Below are 21,392 nucleotides of genomic sequence, written 5' to 3' on the forward strand. Positions count from 1 at the left end.
GGACTGAAATGCAACAGATGATATTTTATATCGTATCAATTATTGGTTTTTTCTTTCCTTATGTTTTAAAGTTTTTAATTTCATCCCCTAATGAAAGTATAAAAATATTTGCTATTTACTGCCTTGGTAAATTTAATTTGGTTTATTTTGCTGTCATTATTGTTTTCTTTTTTGCTGGACTTATGAAAAAATATAAATTTTTAAGAGTCGCTCAAATTATTTTCGTAACTGTTTATATCGGATATGTGCTGGTAAGTTATTTTATTTTGACAAAAATACACGTTAAAAACTATATCAGCGAGCACAAATTAAATGCAAAACTTATAAAAATTTCGGAACTGAAAAATTATCCGAATTTCAAAATTTATTACAAAGAAGGACCTTGGGCGGCGGTAAAAATTATGCCAAAAGCTAAAAAGAAACTCCCTTTTAATTATAAAAAGGACAGGGCTCAGTGAAAATCCTGATAATAGGAGGCGGCCCTGCAGGATCAACGGCTGCCAGAATTTTAGCTCCTTATTATAAAGTAACGTTAATTCAAAATGATTCTGAATTTGACAAACCATGCGGGGGAGGCGTTAAAAGTAAAATATTCGATGAATTTGACATTCCAAAAACTCTCATTAAACATTCTTTAAATCACGTAATTATGAAATACAAAAACACAAACATTTCAATCGACCTTAAAGGTGAAAATCTATCGATTGTAAAAAGATGGGAATTTGACGAAACATTAAGAAAACTCGCTGAAAACGCGGGTGCCAAAATATATTACGGAAGATTTAAACACATTAAAAACAATAAAGCTTACGTAAAATTCGGACCGGTTGAAATTCCTTTCGAATACGATATTTTAATCGCCGCGGACGGGGTTAATTCAACTGTCAGAAAATCTCTGAACCTTCCAAAAATCCCTTCAACAATAACGCATTACGCAAGGACGGACAAATATAAAGTTGATACATGTGAGTTTTTTTTCGATTTTGATATAGGCGGGGAATATTATGGATGGGCGTTCCCTCACGAAAATTTAACTCATATAGGAACCGTCAGCAGGGAGAATTTTAAAAATTTATGTGAATTTTTAAATATATCTATTAAACCAAAAGGTTATAAAATACCAACCTGGCAAAAAGACATTATTATTCAAAAAGAAAATGTTTATTTTGTGGGGGATGCCGCAGGACAGGTAATGCCTTTAAGTTTTGAAGGCATATATTATGCAATGCATTCGGCTAAAATATTGGCGGAATGTATTATAAACCAAAAAGATTATAAGAGCGAATGGAATAAAAGATTTTTAAAAGAATTTAAATTTATGAAAATATTGGAAAATATAAACAAAACCAAAATAAGACCTTTAATAATACAAGCTCATAAACTGAAATTCGTTCAAAATTTTAGTGTTAAAATGTGGTTGGGAGAAAAAAATGTTTAATACACCGATATATCAGCTAAAAAACATATCAGTAAAACTCGAATATAAAAACCCTGCAGGAAGTATAAAAGACAGACCTGCTCTTTTTATGATTCAGGATGCAATAAATAGAGGTTATAATGAAGTAGTGGAAGCAACAAGCGGAAATACCGGAATCGCTCTTGCATTTTACGCTAAAAAATTCGGAATTAAAGCCACCATTTTTATGCCTGAGAGTTATTCAATCGAAAGACAAAAGCTCTTAAAACTTTACGGTGCAAATCTGATACTTACAAAAGGCTCGATATCCGATTCCATAAAAGAAGCAAAAGAGTATGCACAAACACATAACGCTCTTTATACTAATCAATTTTCAAACCCGATTAACGCAAAATCTCAGGAAATTACTGCATTTGAAATCCTTAATCAAATTCAAAAGATCGACTATTTTGTAGCCGGTGTCGGAAGTGGCGGAACAATTACCGGAATAGGAATGGTGTTAAAGCCTCTCGGTATTAAAATAATTGCGGTAGAGAGTATAAATTCACCGGTAATTTACAATAAATTTTATAATAAAAATCTTCCCGTAAAACCCCATAAAATCCAAGGTATAGGTGCAGGATTTATTACCGATATTACAAATCTTGAACTGATTGACGACGTGATACTGATAGATGATGATGAAGCAATTGAATTTACAAAACAATTACCAAGTCTTGGAATTACAGGCGGAATTTCAACCGCCGCAAACATTCTTGCATCTCAAAAGCTTAACGGAAATATTGTAACAATAGCGCCGGACGGGATAGAAAAATATATCAGTATCCTATAAACATCTTTTTATGTTTTATAACCTTAGGAAGATATCTCCTTCCTTCATCGGTAGGGAGTCTCATAGTTAAACGCTCATAAATCTCTTTGGGTGAGAGTGAATTGATAATATAATAAGCCCTGTCCCTTCTTGTGCTAAACACCCTTAATACATTTCCTATTCCGCTGTTATATGCCGCAATTGCACAATACTCTTTTGATACGGGATTTTTAATATTTTTCAAATAATTATAAAAAAGAATATTTAAATAAGCCGTTCCGATTTTAATGTTGTTTTTTGGAACGAACAAAAACTCTTTACTTGGAATTTTCTTATATCCGTAAGCCCTTTCATATCCTTCCACACCCGCAGTCGTAGGGACAATTTGCATAAGTCCGAATGCCGGGACATAACTCACAGCATAAGGGTTAAAATCGCTTTCCGTCTTGATAATTGCCAAAATAAGTGTGTTTGATATATTAAATTTTTTGGAATTTTCTTTTACATAAGGCAGATATTTTTTAGCCCTTATATGTTCAGAATTTTTTGCCAGGTTAAATGTTACGTAATAAATTTTTTGATTTTTTATTACATAACTTTTAAGTCTATTTTTAATAAGCCAGTTTGAGTATCTGTTTGCCCGCCATCTGTATAAAACGAGCTTGTTTTCAAAATCATAAATCTGTCCGGCTAAAAAAGGTTTGCCGTTTAGTTTTATTTTATCGCTGAAAAGATCCACGCTTCTCGGATCGTCAGGCATAAGCATAGTATTTACAAGAGCCGTTTGCAAAACCTTTTTATAATCCTTGGCTATGGTTTCAACTTTTACATACCCTCTGTCAAAATCTATTATTGCTCTGGCTTTGTAAGAATTGGAATATTTTACAAATGTTTTTGTCTGAGGTTTTTTAGGATTTTGCCATATACTTATAGCTTTTGTAAATTTTTTAACTTCCAGATCAAAATGTTTTATAAAACTCTTTATATCTCTTGCAAGTGCATATGGATGAGTTAAATAGTAGTTTTTTTTACGATTTGCGTAAGATTTTAATACCGAAGAAGGGTTTTTGGATACAACGGCTTGAGCAATTGTCTGATAATCACTTACAGAACAACCAAAAAACATCAAAATAATAATTACATTTATAAAAAATTTCATTTTAAAAGTATAACAAAACATCTAATATATACATTTAAACAAAAAAGCCTTAAAAACATCTTATTAGAATATATTATTATGAAAATTATATGAAGTAATATAATACTTTATTATATTTTATAGTGCCAGACACTATATAAGAACATTTTAAATGGCTCCGGCGAGAGGACTCGAACCTCTGACCCGACGGTTAACAGCCGTCTGCTCTACCGACTGAGCTACGCCGGAACGTGAATAAAATTATAGCAAAAAATTATATAAATGCAAGTTCTGAAATAAAATTTGATTAGCAGTTAAAGTTATTTAAATTGTTAAAACATTATGTTTTTTAAAATTAAATGTATCTTTGTTTTAGTATATTTGTATACTAGTTACCAAGTTTTAAAATTAAAAAAATTTTTAAAATTCTATAACTTCAGAAAAAATGGCGAAAATGAATTTAATATTTATTGTTTTTTCTTTTTTCCAATTTTTTTAAATTTCTATTTTTACGTTCTATATTCCGCGTTTATTTTTACATATTCATAGCTTAAGTCACATCCGTATGCAGTAAACTCACCATTACCAATACCTAAATCAACACTAATTGTAAAAGAATCTTTTTTCATAACTTTATGAGCTTTTTCTTCTATTTCGGATGTAAATAAAATATTTCCTCTGTCATATACTAAAACGTTTCCTATTTTAATAGTTAATGTATTTTCATCACATTCCACACCGCTTGCACCGATTGTAGACGCGATTCTTCCCCAGTTAGGATCTTCACCGAAAATTGCCGTTTTCATAAGAAGTGAATTTGTAAGAGCTTTAGCAGCCTTTTTGGCTTCATTTGTATCTTTCGCACCTCTTACATTAAACGCCACAAGCTTTGTAGCACCTTCGCCATCTCTTACTATATCTGTGGCGAGTTTTAGCATTACCTGTTTAAGAGCTTCTTTAAACGCTTCTTTATCGTAAGATGCTTTACCTGTTGTCATTAAAAATACGCTGTCGTTTGTAGAAGTATCGCCATCTACACTTATTGCATTAAAACTTTTTTCATTTATTTCGTTAAGTATTGTTTTCATCTCATCTTCCGGAATGTCCGCATCCGTTGTAATAAAACAGAGCATAGTGGCCATTTGCGGGTTTATCATCCCGGCACCTTTGGCAACCCCTCCTATTCTGAATTTACCAAACTCACCTTCCACTTCAAATGCAATCTCTTTTTCAAAGCTGTCTGTTGTCATAATGGCTTTTGCAAATTTATTGGAATCTTTTTCATTAAAATCAAATCTATCAATTGCATTTTTTATTTTTTCTTTATCAATTCTTACACCTATAACACCAGTCGAGCTCATAATAGGATTTTTAACTTCAATTTTTTGTGAAACATAAGACAAAATTTCTTCAATATCCTTAATACCTTCCTCTCCTGTCATTGCATTTGCATTTTTTGAATTCGCAAGCAAAAAGTTTGTGGTTTTAATACCTTTTCTTAATACATATTTTAAAGGTGCCGCCTGAAATCTGTTCGTTGTAAAAAGATACGCTACCCTCATCTCTTCATCGCTTCTTATAAACCCGACATCAAAGCCTTCTTTTTTAAATCCAGCGTTTACTCCGCTTGCATAAATGCCATCAACAGCACAAACTCCACCGCCAATTGGTGTAATTCTGAATTTCTTATCCATTTCTTCTCCCTTCACAGCTACCTACTTCATAACTTCTTTCTCAACTTATCTACTTCACAACTTTACAATTTACCCACTTCATAACTTAAATAAAATCTATCTCTTTAGGTTTAACCGAACTTCTTATTACTTTTCTGGCTTTTCTCATATCTTTACCAGTGCCTATAACCAGCAAAACATCATTTGGTTTTAATACTACATCGCCTTTAGGTATTGGAATAAATTTTCCGTTTTCTTCTTTAATTCCTACAACCGTTACATTAAAAAGCTCTCTTAAATGAACTTCTTTCAGTTTTTTATATGCCACCCATGATTTCTTACTTACGGTAATCTCTTCTAAGTCTAACGGCGTATCAACTGAATATACAAACTCTTCAAGTATATTTTTAACATCCGGATCTACCGTTACAGCCGTCATCCTTTTAGCAATCAGTTTCGTAGGTGAAAGAACTTCGTTTGCACCGAGTCTTATAAGTTTTTCAATCTCTTCATCAGAATTTGCAACCGATAAAATATAATAAGGTGTTCTTTTTAAATCTTTTTCATAAAGTCTTACAGAACTAACAACTGCAATATTATCCGTAACATTTTTCGAAAGAGTTATAACGCCTCTTGCACTGCTTAAAAAGGCTTTTTTAATTGCAAGGGTTGTATGAGGATCCGCATTAATAAAATAAGGATATTTATATTTTTTCGCAATTTCTTCCAAATTCTCTTTATTATCAATAACAACAAAAGGTATATGTGCGCGTCTAAGTTCTCTTGTTAATTCTATAGTATAATCATTGTGATAACATATAACCATATGATTTTTTAACCTTGCAATTTTGTAAAGCATTCTATTCTCCTTAAGCAGTGCTATAAAGCGTCCTTTATTAATTACATCTACAAGTATCCCCACAGCATATGAAAATACCGCAAATCCCGCAACAATCAAAAATATCGTAAATAATCTGCCAAGAGGTGATATCGGAGCGATTTCTCCAAATCCAACAGTGGTAAAAGTAATACCCGTTTGATAAATCGCATCAAGCAAAGAAAAATTATCAATCCAAATATACCCGAGTGTTCCAAAAAGCATTATTAAAATTGTAAGAATTACAGGAGTTCTAAAAGGCTTTAATTCACCCCATATTTCAGAAGATAAATCTACTTCAGGTTTTGGACTTCTTTGCCAGTGTAGAAAGTTTGCTAGTTTTTTTAAGAATTCTTCTATATAAGAGTCTTTATTCATAATGACCCCAAGAGGGGAACTTTATACAGATTTTTTCAAGCTTCTAAGACAGCTTGTACAAATTTTAACTTTTCTGCTAACTCCATTGATTTCGATTCTAACGCTTTGAATGTTAGGATTGAATTTATGTCTTGTTTTTCTGTTTGAGTGGCTTACTCTATTCCCAAATTGAGGACCTTTACCACAAATTTCACATTTTCTTGCCATTGTGTTTCCTTTATTAATTTTTAAGCGCTTTGATTTTTAAGTTTGAAATTATACCAAAAAAAATAATTTTTTGCTTTTAAATTTTTCCTTAAAAAAAGGAATTAGTGAAGCTCTTCGTTTAATTTTACTTCACGTCTGCTTCTAAATGCTACCATTTTTCCTTTTGTAGTGTCAAATCTGTAATGCACCCCATTTAATCCTGCAAGTTCCAAACCTTTAAAATACTCTTTATATTCAGCATTCCATTCAGGATTTACTTCTTTTATTTTATTAAACTCATCCTCGCTAATCCAAATTTTAGTTCCTTCAAGCACTGCTATACCAGCATCAACTATACATCCATCACCTAAAGGAATACCTGTTACGCTGTTTGCTCCAAGTAAAGTATTTCTTCCAATTGTAATAGGATTTCCGTTTGTTCCGCTTAATACTCCAAGAATTGAAGCACCACCACCAACATCTGCACCTTCTTTAACAACTGCAGATGAAGAAATTCTTCCTTCTACCATTACAGGACCTTCGGTTCCTGCATTAAAGTTAATATAACTAGCACCCGGCATTACAGTCGTTCCGGCTGCAAGCTGAGCCCCCATTCTAACTTTTGCGGTATCAAGAATTCTTGTATTGTCATCTGGAATGACATGAGATAGAAATCTTGGAAATTTATCTACATATTCCACTTCCGGATATGCGTCTTTTAATTTAAGCTCAATTTCGTTCTCTCTTAAGTAATCAAGCTCAATAGGAACGTTTCCAACCCATGCGCAGTTAGTAAGAACTCCGAATGCTCCGTTTAAATTAATACTTCTTAGAGGAACTTTTCTCTGTGAAAGTGCGTATAATTTTAAATATACTGCTTCTACACTTTTAGGTGCTTCATCTTCAAATAAAAAACAGATTCTGTAATTATCCATTACTTCATCGTCAAAAATTTCTTTTAAAACTTTTAAAACTTGAATATTTTTATGTTTATCACCTGCTGCTTCAGCTACCAATTCTTCACCAAAATAGTTTAATGCTGTTTCAACAAACTCCTTTGTAACATCAGAAACAAATTCGCTTGAACTAAAATCAACTTCCACACCGTTTTCAAAAAGACTTCTTATAAATACAGCCGCACTTCCAAAATTTTCATTCCAGTTTATTACAGGATAAGTCGCCTGAAGCACTTTGTCACGATTTACTTGACCAAAATCTACCCTCGCAATCCCAAATGCCAAAGGCTTTTTATATCCTTGTATGTTTTCTACAAGATTTTCAAACATAAATTATCCTTTTTTATTTGAATTATATCAAATTATATATCTTCTTTTGGTGGGGAAAAATAATATCCTTGAAAACAATCAACTTCTAATGTTTTTAAATAATCATAAGTTTCTTTATTTTCAACAAATTCTGCAATTACCTGCATATTTACTTCTTTTGCAAAGTTTACAATTGTTTTTACAATAATTTGAGAATTTTTATCTATCAATATATTTTTAATTAAGCTGCCATCAATTTTTAGTCCATCTGCACCCAATGAAAGCAAATAATCGAAATTCGCATAACCGCTTCCAAAATCATCTATTAATATTTTACAACCAAATTTTTTAAGTTCTTTTACAAACTTGTATGCATTTTTAGAATTTTTAATATCTTCACTTTCCACAATTTCAAAACTAACTCTTTTTGGATCTTTAAAAGATGACAATTTATCAATAATAAACTCTTTGATATAGTCATTTTCCATATCTAGAGTGCTTAAATTAATCGAAAATTCATACTCTAAGTTATTAAATTTATCAAAAGTTTTTTCAATTACCTGTTTTGTAATTTCAAAATAAAGCCTTGATTTTTTAGCTACTTCCAAAAAGAAATAAGGTGATATAACTTCATTGTTTTCATCTATTAACCTCACCAATGCCTCAAATTTACAAATTTTCCCTTCTTTATCCATTATAGGCTGATAATAAGGAACTATTTTTTGATGTTCAATTGCCACTTTTAATTTTTTTAGCCAAATTAAATGTTCTTGATATGACTCTCTTATTTTTTCTGCTTCGCTGCAAAATGCAATATCTTTATTCAAAAATCTTGTAGCATCAAGTGCTGAAAGAGCTCTTGTAAATGTTCTTTTGGTAAATGCTATTCCAGCTCTAAATTTTATTACTATTGAATAATCATCAACTATATAGGGTTCTTCGAGTTTTTTTATAAGATGTTTAGTAAAATTATAAATTTCTTCTTGAGTTATATTTTTTTCTTTCAATATTGCAAATTCGTCAATTTTTATGTGAAAGACTCTATAATTTTTTAATCTTTCTGCAACTTTTTTGATTATTTCATCAGCTACTTTTTCACCATAATAATAGTTAATTTCTTTAAAAGAATCTATGTCTAACAAAATAATAGGATATTCAGTTTTTCTAATTAACGATAAAAGTTTTTTTCTATTAGGAAGTCCGGTTAATTCATTATAATATAAACTTTTATAAATTTTTTTCTGATAAGTTTTCAGTGATATTACTGCATTATTTATTTCTTTTTTAATTATTTCAAATTCATAAAAATGCAATTTTTTCTTAAAAGGTCTATATATATTTTTTGAAAGATTATTTTGTAAATATGTATTTATATTTTTTATATCCTTAAAAATTAATTTATTTATTTTCATAAACAACACTATTCCCAGTAAATATAAAAATAACAAAAGAAAAGAGAGTCTCATAAAGAGTAAATCAACTTTATGTTTAATTTCATTAAACGGGATTTTTATTGAAATAATTCCTCTAATCTCACCTAATTTATATCCAAAAGCTCTATTGCCATAAATTTTTTCAAGTTTTTCCAAAAGAGGTTTTGAAATTTCATTTTTAGGGCCGTGACATTTTAAACAACTTTTTTCAATTTTCAAAGGGTATGCATAAAAAAGATGTTCGTAACTTATAAATTTATGTCCATTATGTATTTGAAAAAATTCTTTTGCATCTGGATGGTTTTTAAAAAAATTAATTGCATAAATTTCATACTCATTAGGTTTATTATTAGGGTTTCTATATCTGTCTGAAGTTTGTTTAACATAAATTTTTTCATTTTTTTGAATCATAAGAGCGATCCTACTCACCGCATATGCAGGCGTCAAAGAAAAAGGATGAAATTTTTGGTCTTTAATCTCAACATAAGGTGCAACATTCGCCAAATATTCTCTTGTATAAACTAATGTATGTGCTAGAAGTCTTGCTTTTTGTATTTCTTGATCTACGATAAAAGAAGTAATTGATTTATATAATATAAATAACAATAAAATTAAACCAAGTCCTGAAAAGATAAAAGACTTGATCATTTCATTTTTTATTTTTTTCAAATAAATCCCTTTATTCCACTGTTACAGACTTAGCCAAATTCCTTGGCATATCCACATCATTTCCCATCCTTATAGCTACTTCAAGTGCTAAAATCTGTGTAATTACCATCATTTCAAAAAACTCTATCATTGGATGATTACTCTCTTTAATTTTAACAAAATCATCTGTCATTTCAATATATTCGCTTGATATTGTTAGAACAGTTGCATCTCTTGCCACAAGCTCTTCAATATTTGATTTTGTTTTTTCATAAAGGACATTTTTACTTAAAAGTGCAACAACAAAAAGTTCCGGGTCAGCCAATGCAATAGGTCCGTGTTTCATTTCCCCTGCAGGATATCCTTCTGCATGAATATAGCTTATTTCTTTAAGTTTAAGGGCACCTTCGAGTGCCAATGGAAAAAAAATATCTCTTCCTATAAAGAAAAACCCATGTCCATGTAGATATCTTTTTGAAAGACGCTTAATTTTTTCATGTAAAGAGGTATCTACTTTTGTAGCCTCAATAGCGGAATTTATAGCTTCGTATTCATTTATATCACCCAAATAATTACTAAGCATCCATAACGTCATAACCTGTGTAGCAAATGCCTTGGTTGAAGCAACTCCTTTTTCTATTCCGGCTCTAAGTAATATTGTTTTATCAGCTACTCTTACAATAGAAGAATTATCTACATTACAAAGAGCCAACGTCTTAAGCCCGGATTTTTTTGCCATTTTAAGAGTTTCAAGAGTGTCAGCCGTTTCACCTGATTGAGATATTACAATAAAAAGTGTATCTTTTGTTAATAGTGGATTCCTGTATCTCAGTTCACTCGCAACCTCTACATCAACTCTTATTTTTGCATTTCTTTCTATAAGATACTTTCCGACAAGTCCTGCATGATAACTTGTCCCACATGCACTGATTATAATATTGTTAATTCCATCAAAAAAACTTTTATCAACTTCGTCAAATTTTATTCCATTTTCAGTATTTCTTCCAAGCGTAGTCTCTTTTAAAACATTAAACTGCTCATATATTTCTTTTTCCATGTAAAATCTAAATCCACCTTTTTTTGCGGACTCTTTATCGGTAGGTAAGTCTTTAAATTCTGGTGATATAATTAAATTTTTTTTATAAATATGTATTTCATTTTCAGTAACATATCCATATTCTCCATCTTCTAAATAATGAGCCTGCTTGGCATAACCTATTAAAGGAGCGTCAGAAGAGGCGAAATATATACCTTTAGAATTTTTGGCAACTATTAGAGGAGAGCCTTTTTTTGCAAAAAATATTTTTTTAGGTTCTTTTTTAGTAATAAGCAGTATTGCATAGGCCCCTTCTATTTTTTCAATTGTCTTTTTAAATGCTTCAAAAGGATCCCCATTACAATAATATTCGAAAAGTTTTACAATTACTTCAGTATCTGTTTGAGATACGAAATTTATGTTTTTTTCTTCTAAAAATTTTTTAATTTCCTGATAATTTTCAATAATTCCATTATGAACCACTGCACTAAACTGCCCTATATGTGGGTGTGCATTAATTTCAGTAGGTTTTCCATGCGTTGCCCATCTAGTATGGCCTATTCCGAGTTTAGGATTTTCAAATTTAACTTGGTCTAGTTTTCTTTCAAGGTTTTTCAATTTTCCGACTGCTTTTATAATTTTTAGCTCTTTATTATCAATAATTGCAATACCGGCACTATCATATCCTCTGTATTCGAGCTCTTTAAGCCCTTCAATCAAATATTTTTGAGGTTTTTCTACACCTATACATCCAACAATACCACACATTATTTAAATTCCTTCTCATAAAAATAATTAGTAGCTTCAATAAATCCTTTTACGCTTCCGCAGTCAAACCTTTTACCTTTAAATTTATACGCTATGACCATCCCTTCTTTTGCCTGTTTTAAAAGAGCGTCTGTAAGCTGTATCTCCCCACCTCTTCCGGGCTTTGTTATTCTTAATAAATCAAATATATCAGGTGTAAGTATATATCTTCCGATTATCGCTAAATTACTGGGTGCTTTATCCACATCAGGTTTTTCAACCATATCATCAACCATATATACCCCATCTTCTATCTCTTTACCGGATATTACCCCATATTTATTAACCTCATCTTTGGGAACCTCTTCTATAGCTACGATTGTGCATTTAAATTTATTATATAGCTTTACCATCTGACTCAATACATCGCCTTCACACAAATCGTCAGCCAAAACTACCGCAAAAGGATTATTTCCTATTAATGGTTCTCCTGTTAATACCGCATGTCCAAGTCCTAACATCTCTTTTTGTCTAACATATGTAAACGTGCATTTATTTATCATTTCATTCGTTTCGTGTAAAAGTTTCGCTTTGCTTGAATCTTTTATTTTCTCTTCAAGCTCTGGACTAAAATCCAAATAATCTTCAATAGCTCTTTTGTTTCTCCCTGTTACAAATCCTATTTCATTAATTCCTGCATTCATACATTCCATTATCCCATAATGAATTAATGGTTTATTTACAACTGGTAACATCTCTTTTGGCACCGACTTAGTCGCAGGTAAAAATCTCGTCCCGTATCCCGCAGCCGGAAATAAAGCTTTTTTTATCATCTATTCTCCTTTAAATCACATTTTAATGCTAATTCTATAAGTTTTTGTGCTAATTCTTTGCTTTTATCTATTACATATACATTATGATTTGAATAAAACTCTTTTTCCACATCTGAATCAGTTAAAACAATTATATTTAAATTTGGATTAATATCTAAAATATTTTCAACAATCATATGCGTATGGTCCTCATTTTGCGTAGTAATAATAACCGCGCTTGCATCTTCTATATTTAAACTCTCTAGAACTTTTTTGTTTGCTGCATTTCCGAATATTACATTATCTCCGTTTTTAAGACCCTTTTTTACTTCTTCTATCTGTTTTTCAATTGCAACGTATGGAATTCCTGCTGTCGTTAACTTTTTAGCAACTCTTTGACCTATTTTATCATATCCTATCAGAATAATATGTCCAGCTGTTTTTGCTGGTTTTAGCATGAACTCTTCAAAATCTTGAATATCTTTATCAAAAATATCGGCAATCTTATAAATATATCTTACTATAAAAGGTGTTAAAACCATCGAAATCACGGTAGCAACTACAAGTTTTTGCAACAAATCCGATTCAACAAGATTATGTTTACTCATTAAAGCAAATATTACAAAAGCAAATTCACCAATTTGTGAAAGAGTAAATGCAGTTTTAATCGCAATACGGTTATGTTTTACAAAATATTTAAGCATCATATATATAACACCTGCTTTAGCAAACATAAAAGCAATTGTCATTAAAAGAATTGTAAAAATATTATTAATTACAAAATTTAAATTTACCATCAATCCCACAGAAATAAAAAACACCCCAAGAAGTATATCTCTAAAAGGAACCAAATCCGCCTCAATCTGATATTTATATTTTGTTTCACTAAGAATCATACCGGCAAGAAACGCACCTAGTGAATAACTAAGCCCAAAAAAATGAGCTATTTCAGCCGCAGTCAGAACTACAAGCAAAACTGTAGCTATAAATATTTCATCAGATCTTGTTTTTGTTGCATGTGATATTACAAAAGGTGCAATATATTTACCATAAATCCATATAAATATTCCAAGAGCAGCAAATCCGCCAAGCGTTTTTAATATAAGTTGGGTTAAATTTGCATCTTTATTTACAATTATAGAAATTGCAATCAAAATAGGGATTACAGCAATATCCTGAAAAAGCAAAATACCAAGAGATATTCGACCATAAGGTTTTGAAATTTCTCTATTTTCATTTAAAAGTTTTAAAACTATTGCAGTTGAACTGAGAGCTATAGCCGCACCTATAATAAACGCTATTCTTACATCAAGTCCCAAAGCCAACCAGAAAAACAACCCAAAAAAGCCGCTAACAAGCGTCATTTCGGCTATACCAAAACCAAAAACCTCTTTTTTCATAGATTTAAGTTTTTCAGGTGAAAACTCAAGTCCTATCATAAACATCAAAAATACTATTCCCATTTCTGCAATAAGTTCAATAGTGTGCTTATCTATATCAAATATATTACTGACAATAACGCCTGTGAATATATACCCAATTATTGGCGGTATTTTATATCTTGCAAAAGGAATGTTAAAACTAAGAGCTATAAAAAGTAAAGCAATTACAATTAAAACGGGACTAACCATTAATTGCCTTAATAATTACATTTCTCTCTCTTGGTCCGTCAAATTCAACTAAAAATATCCCCTGCCAATCTCCAAGAACTACATTTGCATTTTCAACTATCAGTGTGAGATTACTTCTTAAAAAAGCGGCTTTTAAATGCGCTCTTGCATTTGAATGAGAATAATCCCTGTATGGAACTATATCTTTTAACATTCCTAATAAATCTCTTCTAAGAGTAGCATCACTTTTTTCAAAAATAATTACACTTGCCGTGGAGTGAGGACAAAAAACCGTTATAATCCCATCTTTAACCCCACTTTTTATTACCGCTTCTTTTATTTCATCGGTAATATCTATTACTTCCGATTTATAATTAGTTTTGAATTTAAGCTTTTGCATTCTTTCTCCTTTTTGATTTATTGTTATTTTATAAATGTTGTTAATTTTTTAAATTTTTTCTTTTCTTTCGGCTTCTTTATGTAAAAATTCTTTAAGAAGTTTATATTCTTTTTTATCAAAATATCTTGTTTTACCGGTAGGAAGGGCATTAAGGCTAACCCATCCGTAAGAAAGTCTTTTTAAGTCCATTACTTCACTTCCAAAGTTTGCAAAAAACCTTCTGAGTTCCCTGTTTTTACCTTCCCCTATTGCTACTTTAAGGGTTGAGTACTTTGGTGAATTTTTAATAATTTGAGCACTTAAAAACGGTTTTAAAACCATTTTTTTAATTTCACTCTCTTCATGTGCCCCAGCATCTCCTACTTCAACGCCATTTTGCATAGCTTCTATCATTTTATCTGTTATTTCACCTTTTATTTTGAGTTTATATACTCTTGGAAGATCAGAATTCATCAAAGCATGGGCAACTTTTGGCGAATCAGTTAATATCAAAAGCCCTTCACTATTAAAATCAAGCCTTCCTACCGGTATGAAATGTCTGTATTTTTTCGGAAGAGAGTCGTATATTGTTTTTCTTCCCCTGTCATCTTTTTTAGTTACTAGTTCGCCTCTTGGTTTATTGTATACTATACATGTATATTTTGTGCTTTTTTTAACGGGCCTTCCGTTAACGGCAACTTTATCACCTTCTTCAACCTCAAAACCTGGCTCTTTTATAATTCTGCCGTTAACTTTAACCCTTCCGTCAAATATAAGTTTGTCGGCTTCTCTTCTTGAATAAGTCGTATGATGACTTATAAATTTATTTAATCTCACTTTTTTCCTTTTAATTTTTTACTTATCAGCTTCACAACTTACCCACTTCACAACTTACTTAATTCCTGCTTCTACAAGATTGTGAATGTGTATTACACCTACAATATTTCCGTTTTTATCCGTTACAGGTAAAAATTGAATTTTATTATCTTCCATAAACTTTAGGGCATCCGCAGCTAAAACTTCTTTAGAAATTGTTTTAGGACTTAACGTGGCAAAATCAATTGCTTTTGCTTTTAAATCAAACTTTTCACTCATCATTGCTCTTCTTAAATCCCCGTCACTGAGAATTGCTTTTACTTTTTGGTTATCTAAAAACAAAACATGTCCCAACTTTCCTTCCGTCATTTTGATAATTGCCTCTTGCAAAGTATCCTTTTCATCCGCAGTAGGAAATTCTTTTTTCATTAAATCTTTTACTTTCACAAAAAGTTTTTTACCTAGACTTCCCCCAGGATGAAACGAAGCAAAATCTTCTTTTGTAAAATTTCTTTTTTTCATAAGGCATACTGCCAAAGCATCCCCCATTGCAAGAGTAAGCGTCGTAGAACTTGTTGGAGCAATATTTAACGGGCATGCTTCTTTATTTACATGAATGTTTAAAACCACATCCGCATATCTTGCAAGAGTTGAATTCATTCTACCCGTCATGGCTATTAAAGGAACTTCAAATCTTTTAATGTGAGGGAGAATTTTAATAAGCTCTTCACTCTCCCCAGAATAACTAATAGCCAAAACGCTATCGTTTTTCGTAATCATCCCTAAATCACCATGCAAAGCCTCGGTGGGATGTAAAAAGAAACTGGGAGTACCGGTGCTTGCTAAAGTTGCCGCAATTTTAGATCCAATAAGCCCGGATTTTCCAACGCCAGTAACAATCAACTTCCCTTTGGTATTGTAAGCAATCTCAACAGCTTTTTCAATACCTTCAACATTTGCGTTTAAAAGCTCATTTGCCTCAATTTCGAGCACTTCTCTTGCTATTTTTTTAAAATCCACAAATTCCCTTTTTGATGTAATTATAACATAGGTTAAGTGGTTAGTTAAGGTTAGGTATATTGGTAATTAAAGTTTAAAAGTCGTAAAGGTAATTTAGGCGTTATGTTTGATGTCTGGCTCTATTGTTCTCAATTCTTCCCAACACAAACTTTTGCCCAATTCACTCCATTTCACATTTTACACTATTCATTCTCTCTATTAAAACATCAATAATGCACAATGTTACTTTTTCACACAAATACTTAAATAAATATTTTTAAAATGTAACAATTTGTAAAAATAAGAGTTATAATTCAAACAAAAAAGGATTCTCATGAGTTTCATTGAAGAATACAAAAAACATACTGAAGAAAGAGCCAAACTTGGAATTCCTCCACTTCCATTAACTGCTGAACAGACAGCTGAACTTGTAGAACTTTTAAAACAGGTTCCGATTATCGAAGAAGAATATTTAATGGATCTTTTCCTAAACCACATCAACCCTGGTGTTGACGACGCGGCATATGTAAAAGCGGCGTTTTTAAACGACATCGTTCAAGGAAAAACTTCATCTCCTGCAATTTCTAAAAAAAGAGCTGTTGAGATTTTAGGAACAATGCTTGGAGGTTACAACGTAAAACCTCTAATCGACGCACTGAGCCACGAAGATGAAGAAGTTGCACAAGAAGCTGCAAATCAGCTTAAAAATACTCTGCTTGTTTATGATGCGTTTCATGATGTAGAAGATTTGGCAAAATCAGGAAACAAATACGCTAAAGAAGTACTTGAAAGCTGGGCAAATGCTGAGTGGTTTACAACTAAACCTAAACTTCCTGAAAGCATTAAAGCGGTAGTTTTCAAAGTTCCGGGCGAAACAAATACAGACGACCTAAGTCCAGCAAGTGAAGCGTTTACAAGAAGCGATATTCCATTGCATGCGCTTTCTATGCTAAAAGCAAAAATGCCGGATGCACTTGAAAAAATTGAAGAACTTAAAAAAACGGGTCACCCTGTAGCGTTTGTTGGTGATGTTGTGGGAACCGGTAGTTCAAGAAAATCTGCGGCAAACTCCGTAATCTGGCATATCGGTGAAGAAATTCCTTACGTTCCGAACAAAAAAAGAGGCGGTATTGTAATCGGCGGTGTAATCGCACCTATTTTCTTCAATACTTGTGAAGACGCAGGAGCTCTTCCAATCGAAGCACCTGTTGACAAACTTGAAACAGGTGATGTTATTGAAATCAGACCATATGAAGGTAAAATCCTTAAAAACGGGGAAGTTGTAAGTGAATTCGAACTTAAACCAAACACTCTTCCTGATGAAGTTCAAGCAGGCGGTAGGGTTCCTCTGATCATCGGTAAAAACTTAACTAAAAAAGCAAGAGAAGCTTTGGGAATGGAACCTGAAACAGACATCTTCACAAGACCTGCACAGCCGGAAGATAAAAAAGGCGTAGGATATACACTTGCTCAAAAAATTATAGGTAAAGCATGTGGTATGGAAGGTGTAAGACCTGGAATGTATGTAGAACCTACTGCAACAACTGTAGGTAGCCAGGATACAACAGGTGCTATGACAAGAGACGAAATCAAAGAATTAGCTGCACTTGGATTTAACGCTGACCTTGTAATGCAAAGTTTCTGTCACACAGCAGCTTATCCAAAGCCTGCGGATATCAAACTACACCACACTCTTCCTGCGTTTATTACAAGCAGGGGCGGTGTAGCGCTTAGACCGGGTGATGGTGTTATCCACTCTTGGCTAAATAGAATGATTCTTCCTGATACATTAGGAACTGGTGGAGATTCACATACAAGATTCCCAATGGGTATTTCATTCCCTGCAGGTTCAGGGCTTGTTGCATTCGCAGCGGTTACAGGAAGTATGCCTCTAAACGTTCCTGAAAGTGTTTTAGTTAGATTTAAAGGTGAGCTTCAACCTGGAATCACTCTAAGGGACCTTGTTAACGCAATTCCATATTTTGCAATTAAACAAGGACTTTTAACTGTTGAGAAGAAAAACAAAAAGAACGTATTTAACGGAAGAATCCTTGAAATTGAAGGTGATATCATCAGAAACCTTACAATCGAGCAGGCATTCGAACTTGCGGACGCTTCAGCTGAGAGAAGTGCGGCTGCATGTACTGTCGATGTAAGCGAAGATCAGGTTGCGGAATACCTAAAATCAAACATCAAACTTCTTGAAGCTATGATTGAAGCGGGATATGAAGATAAAAGAACAATCCAAAGAAGAATCGATAAAATGAAAGAATGGCTAGATAATCCTACTCTTCTTAGAGCAGACAAAGACGCTGAATATGCAGCTGTAATTGAAATTGATTTAAATGAAATAACTGAGCCTATTGTTGCATGTCCAAACGACCCGGATGACGTTGCAACAATCAGCGAAGTATTGGCTGATTCAAACAGACCTCATAAAATCGACGAAGTATTTATCGGAAGCTGTATGACAAACATCGGTCACTACAGAGCTGCAGGTGAAATCCTTCAAGGTGAAGGTCAGGTGCCTACAAGACTTTGGATAGCACCTCCTACAAAAATGGATAAAGAACAGCTTACTGAAGAAGGATATTACGCAATCTTCGGTCAGGCTGGAGCGAGAATCGAAATCCCTGGATGTTCATTATGTATGGGTAACCAGGCAAGAGTGGCAGATAACGCAAACGTATTTTCAACTTCTACAAGAAACTTTGACAACAGACTTGGAAAAGGTGCAAAAGTTTACCTTGGAAGTGCTGAGCTTGCAGCGGTAACTGCAATGCTTGGAAGAATCCCTACTAAAGAAGAGTATCTTGAAATTGTAGAGAAAAAACTTGCTGGTAAAGAAGATAAAGTTTACAAATACCTCTACTTCCATCAAATGCCGGAAGACTACGTAAGAAAAATGCTAAGCTTAACGCTTCAGTAATTTTTCTTCCTTTGCTTTTTTATTATAATTTTCAAACGACTTTTACAAATAACATTAAAAACCAGTTTAAACAAAACAATACATCTAAAAGCAATAACGGATTAGTGTCTGCCACCAATTCGTTAGATCTTTTAATATCAAACATTTATTTTAAAAACTTTACTCCTATATCCTTAACCCTATAGCTACACCTAATCATAGTGCCTGACATCAATTGCTTGATACTGAATGGTTGATAGTATATATTTTAACTGATAACAAAACTAAAATTATAAACAACATATATTCCTTAACTTTCCATTGCATATTTTTCTTTTTAAATTGTCAAATTTTCTCTAATTTTACATTATTCACTTTCCACTGCACACTAATATAGTGTCTTCCACTTATAAATAATTATAAATTATTCATCAGAATTGCAGTATGTAATGTTCAATGCCAGATATCTAAAAAAGAAAAATTGCAATCAAACTGATATATACCATTATTGTTTTTAAGGGCTTGTGAGTAGTAGTTGCTATCAAAAGCTCTCTTATGAAAAAAATAATTGAAGCATCAACCATAAATCTTATTTTAATCCTCTGCTTTTAAAAAAACACAAAAAGCATCTGCATAACTTCTATGATAACCATAAGTTCCAAAATTAAAGCAAGAACAAAATAGAAATCATATTTAAATATCAAAATCCAAGCAAAAACAATAAACGCAAGTATTATTTCCAAATAATTCTTAATAATCTGCATAACTCCCTTTTTTAAAGGAATTATGCCTTTTAATGATTACATATTGTAACAACGAAATACTGAACAAATCCAATTATCGCACCAAGTGCGGCACCCGCGAAGTTGATGAAGCTAAAATGTTTTTTCATAAGTGAAAAAAGCATATCCTCAAGTGTTTTTTCATCGAAATTTGAAACTCTCTCTTCTACTATTTTATCAATATTTGCTTTTATAAAAATTTTAGGCACCTCATCTTCGAGAAATGAAACTATTTCGTTTTTGATAATCTCTTTTGTTTTGTCTGAGTTTAATATTTCACTTACCTTCACATCAAAATCAACACTATCAAAAATCGACTTTATCATATTTCCGCTTACAAAACTTGCAAACATTGGAAACTTTTCTGCCACAAACTTTTCTATAAAAGATGAGATTTTTTCAACAATTTCCTCTTTTTCCATAAAATCAGTTACTTTTTTATCCAAAATCTTTTCAATTTTCGCATTGATAAAATTAACGATTTCTTCTTTTACTTCTTTTTGAGAAATTATTTTTTTAATCTCATCTTCACTGAGTATGTAATCCCTTACAACTTCTCCAACTTTTCTTGCCAGAGCTTCTTTTTCTCTTGGAATCACACCCTGAGGAAATATAGTAAAACTTCCTATTTTTAAGGGCTTATAAGGTCTAAAAAGAAGTTTTATGGCAACATAGTTGGTTACATATCCTATAAGAGCCCCCACCCCTATGCTGCTAGCTAAAACGGCTGCATTCATGCAAAAATTTCCTTATATCTATCTTCATTAAATCCTACAATAACATCTCCATTGTCAAGCTCGATGACAGGTCTTTTTATAAGCAGGTTTTCCTTACAAAGCCACTCTCTTTTTCCGTTTTCATCAAGGTTGAGCTCTTTTAGTTTTAAAGTTCTGTATTTTGTTCCTTTGTTGTTAAACAGAACGTCTATTCCAGCTTTTTTTATCCACTCATCTATTTTATCACACCCTACAGGTTCTTTTTTAAAATCGTGAAATTCATATTCAATTCCATTTTCATTAAAAAACTTAAGTGCCTTTTTTACGCTTCCACATGTTTTTATTCCATATACTTTCATTTTTCCTCCTTAACAGGTTTTAAATTCATAACTTCAGTCAAATAAAAAAACCCACCTCTAAGTTCTACAACATCAAGTCCTACTTCTTTAGCAATTTCAAGAGCTTCATTAATATAAACACCCCTTAAATCCATAATTCCGTATTTTTTATTTTTATCTAGCTTCATAATAGCTTCGGTAAATCCAGGATGAAAAGGTATGTTTATTGAGTTAGGCATTTTTCCGTATTCTTCCACTTCTTCTTTGTCTCTAATATCAAGAATAATTACTTCTTTTAATAATTCATAAGTAGGAAAAGCATCTGCTCTTGGAGCTCTTTTTTCTTCTCCTAGTTTCAATTTTCTACCTTTTGTAAAAAAATCAAACAAATTTTATCCTTTTTTATTTTTTGAAGTTATTTTA

General features: G+C 32.0%; 20 protein-coding genes and 1 tRNA gene. 4 read left to right on the forward strand and 17 right to left on the reverse strand.

From position 1 onward, the window contains the following. The first annotated feature begins 8 nt into the window (after positions 1 to 8). From ACYQ19_RS04335 to ACYQ19_RS04345, 3 genes are read left to right on the forward strand one after another with little or no spacing between them, the layout of a single operon-like run. Positions 9 to 458, forward strand: a complete 450-nt coding sequence (locus tag ACYQ19_RS04335) for a hypothetical protein (protein ID WP_459978196.1) — start codon at positions 9 to 11, stop codon at positions 456 to 458. Beyond that, a complete protein-coding gene (locus ACYQ19_RS04340; protein WP_459978197.1) occupies positions 455 to 1,438 on the forward strand; it encodes an FAD-dependent monooxygenase in 984 nt (327 codons plus the stop codon). Before ACYQ19_RS04335 ends, ACYQ19_RS04340 begins: the two co-directional genes overlap by 4 nt. Beyond that, complete coding sequence (locus ACYQ19_RS04345) at positions 1,431 to 2,249, forward strand: PLP-dependent cysteine synthase family protein (protein ID WP_459978198.1); 819 nt, start codon at positions 1,431 to 1,433, stop codon at positions 2,247 to 2,249. Before ACYQ19_RS04340 ends, ACYQ19_RS04345 begins: the two co-directional genes overlap by 8 nt. Here the strand turns inward: ACYQ19_RS04345 and ACYQ19_RS04350 are convergent. The 13 genes from ACYQ19_RS04350 to ACYQ19_RS04410 all read right to left on the reverse strand — a co-directional run bounded on the left by ACYQ19_RS04350 (position 2,236) and on the right by ACYQ19_RS04410 (position 16,246). After that, the gene (locus tag ACYQ19_RS04350) at positions 2,236 to 3,387 is read right to left on the reverse strand and encodes a murein transglycosylase domain-containing protein (protein ID WP_459978199.1); all 1,152 of its coding nucleotides are present in this window, start codon (positions 3,385 to 3,387) and stop codon (positions 2,236 to 2,238) included. The two genes, ACYQ19_RS04345 and ACYQ19_RS04350, sit on opposite strands and share 14 nt — an antisense overlap. A gap of 152 nt (positions 3,388 to 3,539) precedes the next feature. Beyond that, positions 3,540 to 3,615, reverse strand: a tRNA-Asn gene (locus ACYQ19_RS04355). Between the two features lie 260 nt (positions 3,616 to 3,875). Next, on the reverse strand, positions 3,876 to 5,060 hold the full coding sequence (gene argJ, locus ACYQ19_RS04360) for a bifunctional glutamate N-acetyltransferase/amino-acid acetyltransferase ArgJ (RefSeq protein ID WP_459978200.1): 1,185 nt from the start codon (positions 5,058 to 5,060) through the stop codon (positions 3,876 to 3,878). Positions 5,061 to 5,145: 85 nt separating this feature from the next. Continuing rightward, positions 5,146 to 6,294, reverse strand: a complete 1,149-nt coding sequence (locus ACYQ19_RS04365) for a potassium channel family protein (protein ID WP_459978201.1) — start codon at positions 6,292 to 6,294, stop codon at positions 5,146 to 5,148. A 21-nt stretch (positions 6,295 to 6,315) separates the two neighbouring features. Continuing rightward, on the reverse strand, positions 6,316 to 6,501 hold the full coding sequence (gene rpmB / locus ACYQ19_RS04370; RefSeq protein ID WP_015902618.1) for a 50S ribosomal protein L28: 186 nt from the start codon (positions 6,499 to 6,501) through the stop codon (positions 6,316 to 6,318). Between the two features lie 101 nt (positions 6,502 to 6,602). Further along, on the reverse strand, positions 6,603 to 7,766 hold the full coding sequence (locus tag ACYQ19_RS04375) for a tetrahydrodipicolinate N-succinyltransferase N-terminal domain-containing protein (protein WP_459978202.1): 1,164 nt from the start codon (positions 7,764 to 7,766) through the stop codon (positions 6,603 to 6,605). Between the two features lie 32 nt (positions 7,767 to 7,798). Further along, positions 7,799 to 9,847, reverse strand: a complete 2,049-nt coding sequence (locus ACYQ19_RS04380) for an EAL domain-containing protein (protein ID WP_459978203.1) — start codon at positions 9,845 to 9,847, stop codon at positions 7,799 to 7,801. Between the two features lie 10 nt (positions 9,848 to 9,857). Next, positions 9,858 to 11,630 carry a glutamine--fructose-6-phosphate transaminase (isomerizing) gene (gene glmS, locus ACYQ19_RS04385; RefSeq protein WP_459978204.1) on the reverse strand — a complete coding sequence of 591 codons (1,773 nt, stop codon included), beginning with the start codon at positions 11,628 to 11,630 and terminating at the stop codon, positions 9,858 to 9,860. Beyond that, positions 11,630 to 12,442, reverse strand: coding sequence for a UTP--glucose-1-phosphate uridylyltransferase GalU (gene galU, locus ACYQ19_RS04390; RefSeq protein WP_459978205.1), 813 nt, complete (start codon positions 12,440 to 12,442; stop codon positions 11,630 to 11,632). Before galU ends, glmS begins: the two co-directional genes overlap by 1 nt. Next, positions 12,439 to 14,052 carry a cation:proton antiporter gene (locus ACYQ19_RS04395; protein ID WP_459978206.1) on the reverse strand — a complete coding sequence of 538 codons (1,614 nt, stop codon included), beginning with the start codon at positions 14,050 to 14,052 and terminating at the stop codon, positions 12,439 to 12,441. Before ACYQ19_RS04395 ends, galU begins: the two co-directional genes overlap by 4 nt. Then, positions 14,045 to 14,431, reverse strand: a complete 387-nt coding sequence (locus tag ACYQ19_RS04400; RefSeq protein WP_459978207.1) for a secondary thiamine-phosphate synthase enzyme YjbQ — start codon at positions 14,429 to 14,431, stop codon at positions 14,045 to 14,047. The genes ACYQ19_RS04395 and ACYQ19_RS04400 overlap by 8 nt, the downstream gene beginning before the upstream one ends. 48 nt (positions 14,432 to 14,479) lie before the next feature. Beyond that, positions 14,480 to 15,247, reverse strand: a complete 768-nt coding sequence (locus ACYQ19_RS04405) for a pseudouridine synthase (protein ID WP_459978208.1) — start codon at positions 15,245 to 15,247, stop codon at positions 14,480 to 14,482. Between the two features lie 54 nt (positions 15,248 to 15,301). Continuing rightward, complete coding sequence (locus ACYQ19_RS04410; protein ID WP_459978209.1) at positions 15,302 to 16,246, reverse strand: KpsF/GutQ family sugar-phosphate isomerase; 945 nt, start codon at positions 16,244 to 16,246, stop codon at positions 15,302 to 15,304. Between the two features lie 313 nt (positions 16,247 to 16,559). Between ACYQ19_RS04410 and acnB the strand changes: the two genes are divergently transcribed. After that, the gene (acnB, locus tag ACYQ19_RS04415) at positions 16,560 to 19,154 is read left to right on the forward strand and encodes a bifunctional aconitate hydratase 2/2-methylisocitrate dehydratase (protein ID WP_459978210.1); all 2,595 of its coding nucleotides are present in this window, start codon (positions 16,560 to 16,562) and stop codon (positions 19,152 to 19,154) included. A 587-nt stretch (positions 19,155 to 19,741) separates the two neighbouring features. Here acnB and ACYQ19_RS04420 read toward each other — a convergent pair. From ACYQ19_RS04420 to ACYQ19_RS04435, 4 genes are read right to left on the reverse strand one after another with little or no spacing between them, the layout of a single operon-like run. After that, positions 19,742 to 19,897, reverse strand: coding sequence for a hypothetical protein (locus ACYQ19_RS04420; RefSeq protein WP_459978211.1), 156 nt, complete (start codon positions 19,895 to 19,897; stop codon positions 19,742 to 19,744). A 29-nt stretch (positions 19,898 to 19,926) separates the two neighbouring features. Continuing rightward, the gene (locus ACYQ19_RS04425; protein WP_459978212.1) at positions 19,927 to 20,652 is read right to left on the reverse strand and encodes a DUF445 domain-containing protein; all 726 of its coding nucleotides are present in this window, start codon (positions 20,650 to 20,652) and stop codon (positions 19,927 to 19,929) included. After that, on the reverse strand, positions 20,649 to 20,990 hold the full coding sequence (locus tag ACYQ19_RS04430; protein WP_459978213.1) for an arsenate reductase family protein: 342 nt from the start codon (positions 20,988 to 20,990) through the stop codon (positions 20,649 to 20,651). Before ACYQ19_RS04430 ends, ACYQ19_RS04425 begins: the two co-directional genes overlap by 4 nt. Continuing rightward, positions 20,987 to 21,358 (reverse strand): rhodanese-like domain-containing protein, encoded by a 372-nt coding sequence (locus ACYQ19_RS04435; protein ID WP_459978214.1) that lies wholly within the window; start codon positions 21,356 to 21,358, stop codon positions 20,987 to 20,989. Before ACYQ19_RS04435 ends, ACYQ19_RS04430 begins: the two co-directional genes overlap by 4 nt. Positions 21,359 to 21,392 lie beyond the last annotated feature (34 nt).

The organism is Nautilia lithotrophica (genome assembly GCF_054656815.1).